The organism is Streptomyces marianii (genome assembly GCF_005795905.1).
Taxonomy (GTDB): Bacteria; Actinomycetota; Actinomycetes; order Streptomycetales; family Streptomycetaceae; genus Streptomyces; species Streptomyces marianii.
Genome location: NZ_VAWE01000005.1, coordinates 1 through 14,783, shown reverse-complemented (window position 1 = coordinate 14,783; position 14,783 = coordinate 1). Strand labels below are relative to the sequence as shown.

11 protein-coding genes are annotated in these 14,783 nt (G+C 67.1%); 7 read left to right on the top strand and 4 right to left on the bottom strand.

The features are described from left to right. Positions 1 to 112: 112 nt before the first annotated feature. From FEF34_RS40470 to FEF34_RS40460, 3 genes are read left to right on the top strand one after another with little or no spacing between them, the layout of a single operon-like run. Positions 113 to 340, top strand: coding sequence for a hypothetical protein (locus FEF34_RS40470; RefSeq protein ID WP_138058469.1), 228 nt, complete (start codon positions 113 to 115; stop codon positions 338 to 340). Further along, positions 333 to 959, top strand: a complete 627-nt coding sequence (locus FEF34_RS40465) for an RNA polymerase sigma factor (protein WP_234043369.1) — start codon at positions 333 to 335, stop codon at positions 957 to 959. Before FEF34_RS40470 ends, FEF34_RS40465 begins: the two co-directional genes overlap by 8 nt. Continuing rightward, the gene (locus FEF34_RS40460; RefSeq protein ID WP_138058467.1) at positions 956 to 1,642 is read left to right on the top strand and encodes a hypothetical protein; all 687 of its coding nucleotides are present in this window, start codon (positions 956 to 958) and stop codon (positions 1,640 to 1,642) included. The genes FEF34_RS40465 and FEF34_RS40460 overlap by 4 nt, the downstream gene beginning before the upstream one ends. Before the next feature lie 155 nt (positions 1,643 to 1,797). On the opposite strand, the gene FEF34_RS40455 is transcribed toward FEF34_RS40460, so the two are convergent. Both FEF34_RS40455 and FEF34_RS40450 read right to left on the bottom strand, forming a co-directional pair. Further along, on the bottom strand, positions 1,798 to 3,075 hold the full coding sequence (locus FEF34_RS40455; protein ID WP_138058465.1) for a hypothetical protein: 1,278 nt from the start codon (positions 3,073 to 3,075) through the stop codon (positions 1,798 to 1,800). Positions 3,076 to 3,084: 9 nt separating this feature from the next. Further along, positions 3,085 to 5,124: a DEAD/DEAH box helicase family protein gene (locus FEF34_RS40450; RefSeq protein WP_138058463.1), complete on the bottom strand. Its 2,040-nt coding sequence runs from the start codon at positions 5,122 to 5,124 to the stop codon at positions 3,085 to 3,087. 284 nt (positions 5,125 to 5,408) lie between these two features. On the opposite strand from FEF34_RS40450, the gene FEF34_RS40445 reads away from it, so the two are divergent. After that, a complete protein-coding gene (locus FEF34_RS40445; RefSeq protein WP_171053415.1) occupies positions 5,409 to 6,743 on the top strand; it encodes a competence protein CoiA family protein in 1,335 nt (444 codons plus the stop codon). 45 nt (positions 6,744 to 6,788) lie between these two features. Here the strand turns inward: FEF34_RS40445 and FEF34_RS40440 are convergent, their stop codons facing one another. Further along, entirely contained in the window at positions 6,789 to 8,210 is a 1,422-nt protein-coding gene (locus tag FEF34_RS40440) for a competence protein CoiA family protein (protein ID WP_138058461.1), read from the bottom strand. 281 nt (positions 8,211 to 8,491) lie between these two features. On the opposite strand from FEF34_RS40440, the gene FEF34_RS40435 reads away from it, so the two are divergent. From FEF34_RS40435 to FEF34_RS40425, 3 genes are all read left to right on the top strand, one after another. Beyond that, positions 8,492 to 9,019 carry a hypothetical protein gene (locus tag FEF34_RS40435; protein WP_138058459.1) on the top strand — a complete coding sequence of 176 codons (528 nt, stop codon included), beginning with the start codon at positions 8,492 to 8,494 and terminating at the stop codon, positions 9,017 to 9,019. A 131-nt stretch (positions 9,020 to 9,150) separates the two neighbouring features. Continuing rightward, on the top strand, positions 9,151 to 10,842 hold the full coding sequence (locus FEF34_RS40430) for a pentapeptide repeat-containing protein (RefSeq protein WP_138058457.1): 1,692 nt from the start codon (positions 9,151 to 9,153) through the stop codon (positions 10,840 to 10,842). An 83-nt stretch (positions 10,843 to 10,925) separates the two neighbouring features. Then, entirely contained in the window at positions 10,926 to 11,759 is an 834-nt protein-coding gene (locus FEF34_RS40425; RefSeq protein WP_138058455.1) for a hypothetical protein, read from the top strand. An 80-nt stretch (positions 11,760 to 11,839) separates the two neighbouring features. Here FEF34_RS40425 and FEF34_RS40420 read toward each other — a convergent pair whose 3' ends face one another. Beyond that, positions 11,840 to 14,281 carry a DEAD/DEAH box helicase gene (locus FEF34_RS40420; RefSeq protein WP_138058513.1) on the bottom strand — a complete coding sequence of 814 codons (2,442 nt, stop codon included), beginning with the start codon at positions 14,279 to 14,281 and terminating at the stop codon, positions 11,840 to 11,842. Positions 14,282 to 14,783: the final 502 nt, after the last annotated feature.

Genomic DNA, 14,783 nt, shown 5'->3' with positions numbered 1-14,783 from the left:
ACGACACGAGACGCACGTCACAAAAGCCCGATGTCACGGTTTCCGCCCCTGCCCGCACTCCCTTGATGTGACGGGCGCACCGGGCGCCACAAGAGGCATCGAGGGGGACAGGTTGCCAGAGACAGCGATCGGGTTAGCGGCACTGGGCGCGATATTGAGCGCACGGCTGCTCTACCAGTGGATCCGCAGCCGGACGCAGGTCCAGCTGGCCCGCCTCACCCAGCAGGGCGCCAGCGACCGCGTCCGTGCCTTGCCGCCGGGCAGCAAGGTCACCGAGCGAAGGGCCGGCGAGGAACTGCGCATCGAGGTCGGCGCGGCCAGCGGAGACGCCCGTGACTGACTTCGAGATCCATCTGGAGACCGCACAGCTCGAACTGGAGCCCTTCGGGCGGCACACGATCAGCCACGCACCTGCTGAGTCTGCGCCAGAGCCGAGCATTCCGCTGGCCCTGCCACAGCAGCGTGGCAGCCTCGCCCGGGTGGAATTCGCCCAGTTCTACGAGCAGCACATGGCCAAGCTGGTCAGGCACCTGATGCGGCAGGGAGCCAGCAGCCACGAAGCAGCAGAAGCCGCCCAGGCCGCCTTCGCTGAGGCATTCGTGAAGTGGGAGACCATCGACTACCCCGCCGCCTGGCTTCGGAAAGTCGCTATCCGCCTCTACCTGCGCCAGCCGGTCCGCCGCGAGGACCTCACCGACGACGTCCCGGAACTGCCGGGCGGCGTCTGCCCTCTGCGCTCAGTGGAACTCAAAGAAGAAGAGACCCGCGTCTACGCCGCCCTCGCTGTCCTGCCACCCCTGCAACGCGCAGTCCTCGCCTGGCACTTGGACGGCTTCGCGACCAGTGAGATCGGCGACGCTCTCGACATGACCCACGAAGCCGTACGGCAGAACTTGAGCCGCGGCCGCGCCCGGCTCAAGACCACCCTGCTCAGCGCGAACGACGGAGGCGAGCGATGACCCACTTCGACAGCGACGCCGAACTCGATGCCCTGCTGCGGTCCGCAGATGATGCAGTGCTGACCGCCGTGGAGGACAGCCTGGACCTCGACGCAGGCCGCGCGGTCCTCTTTGCCCAGGTGACGGTCCCCGAGCGCGGAGACCGCCAGCCCCCTAGCTGGAAGATCGGCCCGGACGGCAGCGTCACGGACTTCGCCGGCATCCCCGTAGAAGCGGACCTCCAACGAGACCTCTACGCAAACGGGTCAGTACAGCACCGCACCAGCGTGAATGATGTCAACGGCCGCGTCACCAAGATCCTGGACCTGCTGGACCGGATCTCCATCGACCTCGATGTGCTGCGGCGGTGGCTGGACTGCATGTCGGAGGAGCACCGTCTGGTGCCGGGATATGTGGAGAACACCGCCACGCTGCTCGCTGCTCTGGTCGTGGGAGTCCGGGAACGCAACATGAGTGAGCAGACAGCGCTTGGCCTCGTTGGACAGGCCAAGACGGTACTGCGGACGCTCTGGGCAGATCTCCGTCGCCGCATCGAGGGCAAGTGGGACGAGGAAGACCAGCAGTCAGCCTCGAAACGGATCCTCAACCTGGACCTCGCCCTGGGGGTCGCCAAGTCCCTTGTAGTCGAGCTGTTCGCCGACGACGGAGACCAGTCGTCCCTCCGCCCTGTCCCTACACGGTGACGGTGGCCGCCGGACACCCACGGACCCCAGCGAGCCATGACATCCCGCGGGGCCCGGCTCGGGGTCGCGCTGCCCGGCTCCGCTGTACTGCGACAGGGCGGCGACGCAGAGCCGGGTTGCCTCATCAGTGCGACAACCCGACATCTGCCGCGTGGTCAACCGCGGCTGGTGATGCTTGCCACGAGTGCGTTGACGAGTTCTTGCAAGGAAGTGATCTCCTGCCGTAGGTCGTCATCGACGACGGCTGGCAAGTCTGTGGGGTCGATGGATGAAATGTTCTTGCGGGTTGCCTTGAGTGCCTTTTGGAACCGCACCCGTTGCTCGCTCGCACGCAGCTGCGGATCCGCTTCGACGACCTTGGCGACCAGCTCCTGCACTGCTTCGTAGGTGCTGGTCACTGTTTCGGTGTCAGCTGTGTCGTCGGTGACTTCCGCCAGGTGGGCTGTGACTTCGTTCCTTATCTGTTCCGGCAGCTCGATCACCTGCCCGGAAGGGGCCTGTGCCTTTCCCTCTTCAGCTGCTTGCCGGACATAGGAGAGGTGCTCTTCGCGGCGTTCCTCGGCGGTGAGGGCCTTGAGCGCGTTGCGAGCGGCCTCTGCGGTCTTGGGGTCGGCCATGATCGCCGCGCGCAGCGCCGTGGGATTCTCGGCGACTTCCAGTGCCTTGGTCGGCCGGATCCCCTCTGCTTCAGCGGCTGCACTGATGAGGGCACCCCGGTCGGAAGAGGCGCTGCGGCGGCTCGTGTAGTAGAGCGTCCAGTCGTCGGCCGGGGGAAGCTCGACGGGCTCATGTCCGGGGTACAGGTCGGTCGCACTGACCGCCACGGCGCCGGCCGTATGTGCCGCTTCCCACGCCTTGTAGTAGCGCAGGATGCGTTCAGGGGACGTGCCTGCGCGCCGGGCGAACTCGGCAGCGGAGATCTTCGGCACGTCTCCGTGCTTCGGCGCTTCCGACGTTCCCGCATTCGCTGGACGTACCTGGCAGGCCACGAAGAAGGCCAGCCACCAGCTGCCAGCCTTGTCGAGAGCTGTCCAGGCCTGGATGTCGCGGTCCCGCTGTTGCTCGGAGTAGCCGGTGATGCCGTCTTCTGCCAGGAGCCGGCGCACCTCGGCGCGCATGGCGTCCATCCTTGCTCGGATCTCAGCGACCGTTTCGTGCGGATGGCGCATCTGCAGCAGAACGTGCACGTCCTGTACCCGCTGCCCCAGACCGAACGGCGGCTTGGCCTCGATGAACTCTGCGAAGGAGGAGAACGGGGCGGAGGAGTTGATCCCTGAGGGGATCTGGCGCCACGTACCGTCGGCCACGACGGCGGCAAGCAGCTCAAGAAAGCCGCCGGGCGTTCCGCCGTCGCGCTCCGCAGCATTGCGGAGCCGGTAGACACGCTCCTGTTCCGGGGTTAGCTGCGAGTTCGACTCTATGCGTACGCTCATACGGCCCTCCTATTTCAGGGCTAGTGCGGCCTTCAGCCGCTTCTCGGCGCGATCAACGGTGTTGGCCGTCTTCGCGGTGTAGCCAGCGGCTTCGTTCACTCTGAACGTGGCCTTTTGGACGGCGTCCTGGTAGCCGGGGGACCCGGGCGCCACGCCGCAGGCGTGAAGATATCGGGTGATGGCGGTCGTGGTCCTGCTCCTGAGGTCCTCCATGATCTCCTTGTCGGTACGCGGAGGCTGGGGCACCTCGACGAAGACCTCGTTGTCTGAGTCACCTCGCGGGCCCGGCACGTCCTGCGCCCTTTTTGCCCGAATTCCGTACAGGTCCAGGAACCTCGCGAGCTTGGTCGCGTCCTCAGCCGAGTCCACCTCCACCTTGATCGACTCGATGAGCATCAGCTCGTCGGATTCGACGTCGGTGTCATTGCTCGCGGCGCGAGTGGTCGTGGCCACGGCCGATTCCACGAAGGACAGGGCGAGCTGGCGTTCCTCGGCGGTGCCAGTCGACTCCTCCGCGGCCTCGCGTTCCTTGACGCGGCGCAGACCTTCCTCCCGCTGACCGCGAAGGTGCTCGAGGAAGTCCTTCATCTTCGGATCGTCCGGGGCGATGATCAGGCACGACTGTTCCCGGGCCGGCATCCCGCTCCAGACTCGCAGCCCTCGCCCGACCAGCTGCATGAGATGCCCGGTGTCCCGGTAATGAGTGAGGATTCCGACAACGCTGATCTGCGGGCAGTCGTAGCCGATGAACGCCATCCGCACGGTCACGAGGATGTCCATCGGCAGGGAACGGAACTCCGCCAAGGCCCGGGGTGCGTCCGTGTCCGAGGAGACTGCGATCCCGACCCGCAGACCCGGGTGGCGGCTTTGAAGGTACTTCTGCACCTTCTTGGCTTCGCTCTGCCCCATGCACGAGATCAGCCCACGGTACTCGGGATTGAACTTCTGCTTGTCGCGCACCTTGGCGACGACCTGCTCTACCAACGGCTCCCAGGTCTTGGGATCACGCAAAACCTCGGCCAGGCCATCCCCGTCGTCCGACAGGTTGTACGTGAGGAGCGTGTCCCCGCTGTTTCGGTCACTGGGATCGCCCAGGGTGCGACGCGACACACGCGCCTCAGTCAGGTGCATCTCGAAGGTGCGCAGGTAGTTTTCCGCGATGCCGTCGGCGTACGTGGCCTCGGCGTGCTTAACCAGAGGCCTGAGGCCCTTCGGGTCATCAGGCCGCGGGTCCGCGTAGTCGGCCAGCACCAGCGGCGCATTGTCCGCCCGGTAGGGCGTGCCGGTCAGAAGCAGAGTGTGCAACGCGAACCCGTGGAGCCTCTGGATGAGTGTCCCGGCGCGTGTGCCGCCGCCGTCGTTGTCCCTGGAGTCTCCGCAGAACTGGGCCTCGTCAGCGATCAGCAAGAAGCGGCCCTCGTGCTTGGCAGCCCACTCCAGGAAGATCGACTCGCTGGTTGCCAGAGCACTGTAGGTAGCAACGAACCCGGTCCCCTTCCCCCCTGTAAGCGGCACCTCGTTCGTGCGGTGCCAGATCTTGCCGAACCGTGGCTGCTCGAACAGCTTGCACAGTCCTTCTGACCGCTTGTCAGGGGTCAGATGCTGCCACCCGATCTCACACTGCTGTGCCAGCGTGACGCGAGGCACGAACACCGCGATGTGGTCGATGCGGCCCTCACGAAACAGGCGAGTAGCCAGTGACAAGTACGCCAGTGTCTTCCCTGAACCTGGTGATGCAAGGACAACCGTCCGGTCACGGCCCGACTCGATACCGTCGATGACCTGGGTGACCACATCCGCCTGAAACGGCCGCGGCTTGAACGTGTCCTGAAACTGCATCTCCCGCCCCTTCTTGCTGTTACACCCTGCGCACAGGGCCTGCCCGTTCTCGACGGTTGTCGGACCACCAGCGATCCAAGGGATGCGGTGATCGGCGTTCCAGCCGACAACCAGCTCATCGCCACACAGCTCGCATCGCCCCTCGGCGAGCGAGTACAAAACCTGGCGCTGCTGACTACTGAAAAAGCGCTGCGGATCAAGCTCTACCAAGGCCCTCCCCCTCGCAGACTCGGTGGCCGCAGCGTAGACCGCGCCTCTGACAACCGTTGCCGAATCAGCTACAGCCACCACAAAGGCGGACGGCCCCCGAAAGCGCCTCAAGCCGCTCAACAGGGGCCCGAGACCGGCAACAGGAGCACGGGTCGTTACGGCCGGAGAGGGACCGCCCTCCCTCGTCCGGCGTATCGGGCTGCTCTGACTGGGGGATGCCATGTCAGACCCGGTTCCTACCGTCCGCTGCGGACAAGCTCCGTCATCGAGCGAAGGAGAAAGCGATGGTGTTCGTCGGGGTCCACGAAGAGTGGGGACGCATCGACGTCACCCAAGCCGACCTCGGCTGCGGCCAGGACCGGGAGAGCATCTACAAGACCAAGCGGCCCGCACCGCTGACCTGCTACGAGTGCGACTGGCGCCTCCACCTGGTCCACAAGACCCACGGCGCGTACGACCTTTGGTTTCTGCGGCACGCCAACAAAGCACCCCACTGCGAAGCCAGGGCCGCCGGCGAGGGCATGGCCCACCACCTGCTCAAGCTCGACCTCGCCCACCACGCCCGCGCCGCGGGCTGGAGCACCGAGTACGAGGTCGCCGCCCCAGACGGCTCCTGGCGAGCGGACGTGATGGCCACCTCCCCCGACGGCAGCCGCCGCGTGGCCCTGGAGGCACAGATGGCCTCCATCTCGGTCACCGACATCGAGGCCCGTACCGACAGGTACCGCGAGGCCGGTGTCGAGGTGTGCTGGTTCACCGACCGCAAAACCATCCCATGGCTGGACAACGTGCCTTGCGTCCAGATCGCCCGGCCCGACGACGACGGCGGTCCGGTCCAGGTCACCGCAGGGGCCGCCTGCTTCGAGCCCAAGTGGTGCGAAGACCGGGCGGTCTGCGACTGGTGTGACTGCGAGGATTGCGGCGCGGGCGTCGACGGACCCCTGCCGTGCGACGGCCACGGCACGTGGCAGCCGGCCACACCCTTCCCGCTGGAACGCTTCGTCGCCGCCATCTGTACGAACGCCACCCGCCCGCACCGCCTGCGCATGGGCTGGGACACCAAGGGCACATGGCGGTGGATCACCCGGCAGTACTTCGACATGGAAGAGGAGCAGCTCCAGGCGCACATCCGCAAGTACCAGATCGTTGAACGCCTGCTGGCCGTCCAGCAGCGACAACAGCAGGCACGGCAGGCCGCCGAACAGGAGCACCTGGCGGCGATCGAGGCCCTGCTCCAGCGTCAGAAGGCGCTGACCAAGCCGGTGGTGGAGTTCGTGTACCACGAGGCCGGCACCTACCCCAGCGTCGCCCGCCACGGCAGCCCCGAGTTCGCCATGGGAGTGCCCGTGTACGTGCGCGGGAAGCCCTACGCGGTCATCTGCCCCGTGGCCAGCCGACTGCCCGCGCTGCGCAGCCGCCTGGCCTCCCTGGTCTTCTTCGCTGCCTCCGAGCGCGAGCGCACCCGCCTCGTGGCCCAGTCCGCCCCCGGCCAACGCGTCGAGGTCCTCACCGCAGAGCTCACTCCGACGTCCCCGCCGGCGTTTCCTCCGCAGCGGGAGAAAGGTGACCTCACCGTCCGGCAGGCCGTGAACCGGATGCTCGGCCTGGACAGGATGTGAGGGCACCTCGACTCCACTGGCCCGATCTGAACAGGCCCTTGTCTCTCAGTACATGGTCAGCTGCTCGTGCTCGGGCAGGTCAAGGTCCGTCACCCGGCCCTCGGGCATCACCGCGGCCAGCTCCCGGGCCTCCTGGGAACTTCGAGCCAAGGCGTGAAGGCGCGCCACTTGGGGTGAGGAGGCGACCAGGCTGGGGCAGGGCTGTACGACTCCGTACAGGATTCGTCGTCTCCCCTGCGAGTACACCGGCACCCCGTAGGCGTACTCCGGTGACATCACCGGCTTCTCCGGGATCTCCACCCGCAGGTTCGAGTCGCGCCACGCATGCTCGGCGACGGCGGCGAACAGTTCGCTCTTCTGCTGTGGTGACAGCCGGGCCCACCACGCCCTCGCCGTTTCCAGCGCCTGCCGCTCCCTCTCCTCCCGCTCGGCCTGCTCCTGGGCGATGCGGGCCTCTTCCTCCGCCTTCTCCTTCGCCCGGAGTGCCTCCCTCTCCGCCCACTGCTGACGGACCTTCTCCCAGTAGACGCGGGACTCTTCCTCCTGCCGCTTGCGCAGACGCTCGGCCTCCTCTGCCCTTCGGGCCTGCTCCTGCTCCTCCTGCGCCCGCCGACGACGTTCGGCTTCCTCCTCCCGCTCCTTCTGCCGGGCCTCCCGCTCGGCCTTCGCGGCCTCCTGCCGCTGCCGCATGGCCTCGTGCTTGTCCTGGTCACCGACCGACTGCAGCGACGTCCACCACTGGCTCCGCCGAAACCGCCACTCCTTGCCGTCGATGACCCGGTAGACCCGCCGGTATCGCGGCAGGCTCGGAGCGGGGACAAGCTGGCCGTGCAGCGCCCAGCGCACGAACTCCGACAGCGGCGCCTCGCGGAACACCCAGCGGCCGGCGCTGAAGTCGAATCCGGCGAGGCCGTCGTCCACGATCCAGGGTTGCTCCCGTTCTCCCGGAGGACGAACCCGGACTGCCGGCACCGTACTGATCCACTGTGGCGATCGTTCATGCGGGGACACCCAGCACACCCGGATGCCTTCGCCGACGTAGCGTTCAGTGCGGGCAGCGATGTCTTCCAAGGTGATCGGCGACAGCTGCGCCTCCCAGGCCATGCGATGGGTGCCGTCCACGGACGACGCCATGACATCCGCGCGCCAGGAGCCGTCCTCGGCCGGCACCTCCAACGTGGCGTACCATCCGGCCGCCCGGATCGCGGCCGCCATCTCCAGCTTGAGCATGTGGTGTTCCCACGACTCGTTCGACAACTCACATGACGGCGGCCGCCCTGGGTCGTGACAGAAGAACCGCACGCCGTACCGGGAGACCTTGGGGTGCAGACTCCAAGAGCATTCCGGGCAGGCCAGCGGGACCCGTGGACGGACCTTATGGACCCGGCTCCAGTCCAGGCCGCCTCCGAGGTCGGACAGCGTGGCGTCGAGACGGCCCAGCTGGGGGTGCAGCGCGGTGAAAGGCATGAATCGCATCTCCTTGCGATCCGGCGTAATTCGCGGCGTATCTGACAGGACAGCAGATAGCAGGCACCACTGACAGGGCACCTACGGTTGCCTGGTGCCGATCTGGTCGGCGGCGTCAATGTCGCCTGACGAACGTGGCCCAGGACGACGGGCGAGGCTGCGCAGCACCGGATCGGCGGCGGCAGACGGGGCCGATGGGTGGCCGATGAACGCCTTGTTCACCGCGAACCCCGGGCGAAAAGATCAGATGCCAGTGATCTACAACCAAGGGGGAGAACACGGTGAGCAACGCGCTGCTGTCACCGGCGGGATGGCTCGTGCTGGGGCTGCCCTGGCCGACCGAGACCCGCGACGGCTGGGGAGAGTGTGCGGTCGCCATCGCGCCGACGATGATCCCCCGCTCTCTCGTCAGCAAGGGCGCCGGCATCGCGCTCGACCTCGCCACCGGCCTGGCCCGCGACCCGAACGACGGTCCAGGCAAGGCCGTGTTCTTCTCCGACGTCACCCTGTGGCTCGACAAACAGGGCAAGACCTGGCCCGATCTCGGCATCGACTACGAGGCCGTCATCGACGAACTCCTGAACGCACAGGTCCCACAGCTCTACCTCACGCTCACCCAGAAGGCCCACGCCATCCTGTGTGACGCCAGCCGCGAAGGCCTGCGCCTGCACTACCCGAACGGCGACGTCGAACACGTCACCCCGCAGCTGCGCCAGGACGTCCACGACGGCATCGCCCAGAGCCTCACCCGCGACTGGCCGTCCTACATCCAGGGCCTCATCGACAGCGGCGCCCTGCAGACCCGGTGAACCTGATCCATGCGGGCCGCCCCATCCTGGCCTTCCAAAGTGATGATCCCCGGCTTCGGTGGCCTGCCTGCGGTTTCCCGGGCGAGCGCGGCGCCTGCTTCGGTGTGCCGTGGGAGTCGTACGACCGGTGCTTGGCCCACCTGGAGCTGGAGGAGCGGCGCCAGGCGCTTGGGGCGTTATCGCCCGGCGCCGCGGTGGACTGCCGCGGCGTGCCCTTCACCCCTGAACTTCTGGAAGAGCTCAAAGCGGCGGTCGGCAACACCTTCGGCGAGGCAGACTTCGGCCGCGCCCGCTTCCTGGAACGGGCCGACTTCACGGGCGTCACGTTCAACGGCGAGGCATTCTTCTGGTGTGTCCAGTTCTCGGACGACGCCCTGTTCTACGAGGTCACCTTCAACAGTGAGGCTGTCTTCGAGGAAGCCGTTTTCGAGCAGGACGGCGCGTTCGAGCACGCGGACTTCCTGAGCTCCGCCTGGTTTCAGGACACCCTCTTCGCCGGGGACGCTGACTTCGAGCACGCCAGGTTCGCCAGCGGGGCCCTGTTCTCCCGTGCCCAGATGTTCGGCGGAGCGCTCTTCAACGGAGTGACGTTCACTGACGGGATCGTCTTCGTCTCGGTACACGTCGAAGAGGCAGCATGGTTCACCGAGGCGACGTTCGGCCGTGACGCCGTCTTCGCCGGGGCCCGCTTCAAAGACAGCGCCCACCTTCCCGACACGACGTTCACCGGGCCTCTGGTGGGCCCCATCGTTTGCGGCGGCGTGCTGGACCTGAGCCGGGCCGTCCTGACCTGCCCGATCCGCATACGGATCGCCGCAGCGCAAGTTCTCCTGGAGGCGGCGCAGATCAACACGGCGCTCACCCTCGACGTCCGCTACGCCGACATCAATCTGCTGGACGCCGTGCTCTCCCAGCCCGTCGCCATCAACTTCCACCCACGGCCGTTCCCCTTCAACGACGCCCTGGTCCCCGAAGACCCGCTGACCGGACAAGACCCTCAGCCGTCGATCGCCATGCTGGCGGGCGTGGACGTCGCCTTCCTGGCGGTGTCCGGAGTGGACCTGTCCGCCTGCCTGTTCACCGGCGCCCATCACCTCGACCAGCTGCGCTTCGAAGGTCACGTTCCGTTCGACGAACCGCCGGCCCCCTGGACCCGTCGCCGGACCATTGCTGAGGAACACCACTGGCGCGCCCTGCCCCTCCCCGGCCGCCGCCCCGCACATACCCGGGGCTGGCAGCCCGGCCCCGACCACCCTGACCCGGCCACGACCCCGGGGCCCAAGGAATTGGCTGCCACCTACCGGCAGCTGCGCAAGGCCCTGGAGGACGGCAAGAACGAGCCCGGCGCCGCGGACTTCTACTACGGCGAGATGGAGATGCGCCGCCTGGACCACGACACTCCCTTCGGCGAACGCATCCTGCTGAACGCCTACTGGCTCGTCTCCGGCTACGGCCTGCGCGCCTCCCGAGCCCTGGCCGCGCTCGGGGTTGCGATGGCCCTGACCGTGCTGCTGATGATGCTGTGGGGCCTGCCCAACCCGAAGCCGCAACAGACCGCGAGCGGCACCATGCCCGTCCCCGGCAGCCGGATCCATCTGGTGATCGACAAGAGCGACCCCACCCTGTCTGGACCGCTCAGTCAGCGCTGGACCGCTGACCGCGCGAAGAAGGCGGGGCGCGTCGTGCTGAACTCCGTCGTCTTCCGCTCCAGCGACCAGGACCTCACCACCGCCGGCACCTGGATCGAGATGTTCAGCCGCTTCAGCGAACCAGTCCTTCTCGGACTTGCCGCGCTGGCGGCTCGCGGCCGGATCAAACGCTGACGACCTGGGACAGGAAAGCTGATCGCATTAGTGCCGATGTCGCCCGGAATCGATTGTCAGACCCTGATGGCAGAGTGGAAGGCGTGACAACCATCTCCATCCACTTGCTGGGTGACACCCGAGAGTTCCAGGCCGAAGAGCTGCCGCCGGTGACGTCTGCACATACTGGGCGCCAGCTGCGCCGCGTTGCCCTGGAGTTCCGCGTGCCCAGCAATCGGCAAGACGAACTGGACGCTGAACTGAAGGCGGCCACGGGGAAGGAAGGCCATCCCCTGCGTGGAACCGATGTGAACTGGTCGGTCTCCGACAGCCGCTACTCCTACACCGTCGGGGCGCAGCCGGAGGTGTCCACCTACAACCTCGAGCTCCAGGAGGCTGAGGACCTCCGTGCTTCCGCAGTGGAGTTCGAGGGACTTGCTCTTGTCCCAAGCGCCTACCGGGAGTGGATCGACGACGAAGGCGAACACCTGGTCCTGACCTTCGTCACGGAGACCGCTGGAGAGGAGGACCAGCGGCTGGAAGAACTGGTGGTGGAGCGCAGCGAAGCGTACTTCGATGTCATTCGCCGGGGAGTCAGCGATACCCCTGTCCGCATGCGTTTCGGCCGCTGCCTGTGGCAGGAGACCGAGTCCGGGGCCAAGCGCCACAACCTGTCGCTGGTCGCGGACGAAGGCCAAGAAGCGAGCAACTCCCACCCGTTCGCTCTCCTCAACGAGCCTCAGCTCACCCGCACGACCGAGGCGGCGGCGGCAAACACCCGGGCTCTGGCCGTGCTCCTGGACGAACTCCAGGCTCAGGGTGTGCTGTCCGAAGAAGCCGCTGACAAGGTCAGGGCCGCAGCCGTTCCACACCGGATCACCGCCAAGGAAAGCCGGGAGTTCAGCCGCACCTACGACCTCGATCAGTACTGGGGCTGAGGCGGACACCCGAAGCGGCCGGTCACAGAAGTACGGGGACCGGCCGCTTCATAGCGAGGGCCATCACAACGGCTGTGTCCTCATGCCCAGTCGAGTCCGAGCTCCGCCAGCTGTGCGAGCTTGTCCGCAGTGAGCTTCGTACGCCTCGACTTCGTGTTCGAAATCCACACACCCAGCTTCACCCGAACCGGCTCGTCACCGTCGCCGTCTTCCGCGCCGTCCGCCAGGACCTCGACATGGGCCCTGGGGACCGTCACGGAGCCCGTACGCGCCTTGTACTGCCGCAGGGCCGCCAGACCCCGCTCAAATGCCGCTGAAGCGCCTCCAGCGGCCTTCTGCTGCGTCTTCCCGCTCTCACCCTCCTTCGGTACGGGGAGGGGCTGGACACCGAGCTGAGCGAGGCGCTCGCGCTGTGCGGGCATCAGGCCCTGCCACACGATGGGCTGGCGCTGCCGCTCCAGCCACCGGCCGACGTCGTGCCCGTGCAGGGTGACGCCGGGCGTCAGGTCCGCCAGCTGCGCCCCGCCGGCCAGGCACTCGCGCACCCCGGCATAGTGGCGCTGCCAGTCGAGCGGCCAGGCCGGGTTCCAGTCCGGGTCGATCGCCGCCAGGGCTTCCACCCGCTCTGGGTGGCCGGCCAGCGCGCCGGGACGCCGCTGATTGGACAGCCACTGCCCCACCGGCCGGTCCAGCGCCGTAGCCGAGCGCGGCGCGGCGAGCGTGCCGTGGTCGGCGAAGTACGCCCGCGCGGCCGCCAGGTTCTCAGCGAAGGCGGCGTCGGCGACGTCCCAGACCATGCCCAGCGCCTCCAGCCGCGCCACGCGGGCACCGTCCAACGCCCCGGCTGCATAGGCCTTCCGCTGCTCGCTGATCCAGTGCCCCAGCGGGTACGCCTTGCCCGCCGGACCCTCCTTGTGATCGAACGGCACGAGCAGACCGCCCTCGCGCTGACGGAACTTCTTCGCCGCGACGTACCCCCGAGCCCAGTCCTGCCGCTCCGTGTCGATCACGTTGAAGGACACCCACTCCGCGACCATCACCGGATCACGCGGGGCCGCGAACCGCAGCAACAGCCGGTTTTCTTCCTCACCTTCAGCGGGCGCCGCACCGATATTCATGGACGGGTTGACGCTGCGCGTCTGGTTCGCCTGAGGAATGGCGAGCAATTCCACGGCCTCTTCATCGTGAGCCCGAAGAGCTTGAAGCACATTCACCAACGGCTTATACGACCCGGAGGTGAACATGTCTTCCGGCTCTTCACCGGCCGCTAGGAATACCGGCACTACCAGAGAGGCGACCTTGCCCTGGTTCGGCTTCTGCCGCAGTGCACGGCCGATGGCCTGGACGATGTCGTGCGGCGCGCCCTTGGGGTCCAGCAGGGCCACCGAGTCCACCGCTCTGATGTCTACGCCCTCGCCCAGGACCTTGCAGTTACTCAGGACCGCGCGCCCGGCCCGCGTGGCGAACTCGCCCAGCACTGTCCGCCGGCGGTCCGCGTTGTGCTCGCCCTGCAGCCAGCTGGCCCAGATCTTCGCCGGGTACTTCTCCGGGTCCGCTGCATGCAGCTGCTTCGCCACCCGCTCCAGGCCCTCCGCGTAAGCCTGCGCCTCTATGGTCCGGTGGTGGAAGGTGATCATCGTCTGAAGACCGTGGTCAGCCATCGTGCGCAGCATCGCCGCCTGAAGCGCCCCGAGCCGCTGCCCGCGCAGTTCCTCCTCGGTCCGCTCCTCACTGCGCAGCCGGTCCGGGGTGACGACCGGGTCCTGGAGCTCCACCACGATGATCTGATACCGCGCCAGCAGGCCCCGCTGGACGGCCTGTGCCAGCGTGAGCTTGTAGACGACCGGCCCGAAGATGGACTCATCGTCCATCGAAGCCGCCATCTCCTCCTTCAGCCGCTCCCGCACACCCTCGCGCTGCTCCCACGTCGGCGGCCGCTCTTCCCAGATCCGCGGCGTGGCCGTCAGGTACAACCGGCGCGTGGCAGGGATGACGCCCTGGTCGTGGATGTCCGCCCACGCCTTCCCCAGGGATCCACTTGTCCGGTGGGCCTCATCGATGCACGCGAGGTCTACCGGCGCCAAGCGCTGGCCGTACGTGCCCTCGAAGGCCTCCGCGAGCACCCCGAGACTGGCGTACGTCGCGTAGATGGTCACCGGCCCCTGACCGTGCCACAGCGCCAGCTGCGGCGGGCTGGTCGTGCACCGCACGTCCATCGAGAACAGCTCCGTGTCGTCCTGGAGCGAGCACACCGCCACCGACGGCCCGGTGTGGCCGGCCTCCTGCCACGCCCGCACCGTCTGGGTGAGCAGATCCAGCGTCGGGACCAGGACCAGGATCCTGCCGTTGGGCACAATCCGCCGTGCGGCAGAGGCCGCGATAATCGTCTTTCCCGTGCCACAAGCGGCGTGCACCTGAGCACGCAATCCGTTCCACGGAACCTTCTTCCCGGGCGGGATATCGAGCCCGCGAATGATGGCTTCAACCGCTTCGACCTGGTGGTCACGCAGTTTTACCGGCATTCCCCGTTCTCCTTTTCTCGGAATGTGAGGGGTTTTCATGGGGGTGGTTCTGCCCGGGGGTTGGTGGTCCGGGTGGTGGTGGGGTGTGGTTACTGACGATACACAGTGCATCATTGTGATGTATCCCTCTTGCGGGTAGTTCCTTCGTTGGGGTGGTGGGTGTGTTGGAGTCTCTTGTGTGGGTGGGTTGTTGGTGTATGCTGGTGGGTGTTCCGGAGGTCATCTGGGGTGTCGGTCGGTGGGTTGGGGGTTCGGGTGGAGCGCAGCGGAGCCCGGTTCTCTGCGGTGGGGCCGGCCTCGGTCGGGTGGGTGGTTGACGGGGGCTCAACTTCCGGGGGTGGTTTGGAATCCCTGTCCCTACACAGGCGCGCGGGTGATGCACCTCCCCCTCGCAGCCAGCCGATTGGATTCCCGCTTGCGGGAATCCTGAAAAACGCGCTTGCGCGTTTTCTCTTCGGTTTTGAATTCCGCTCACGGAATTCAAATTCCCGCGCTTGCGCGG

What these genes read in the sequence shown, in the direction of transcription:
- FEF34_RS40445 (WP_171053415.1), top strand. Translation starts at nt 5,409, where the DNA reads ATGGTGTTCGTCGGGGTCCACGAAGAGTGGGGACGCATCGACGTCACC.
- FEF34_RS40440 (WP_138058461.1), bottom strand. Translation starts at nt 8,210, where the DNA reads ATGCCTTTCACCGCGCTGCACCCCCAGCTGGGCCGTCTCGACGCCACG.
- FEF34_RS40420 (WP_138058513.1), bottom strand. Translation starts at nt 14,281, where the DNA reads ATGCCGGTAAAACTGCGTGACCACCAGGTCGAAGCGGTTGAAGCCATC.
- FEF34_RS40460 (WP_138058467.1), top strand. Translation starts at nt 956, where the DNA reads ATGACCCACTTCGACAGCGACGCCGAACTCGATGCCCTGCTGCGGTCC.
- FEF34_RS40455 (WP_138058465.1), bottom strand. Translation starts at nt 3,075, where the DNA reads ATGAGCGTACGCATAGAGTCGAACTCGCAGCTAACCCCGGAACAGGAG.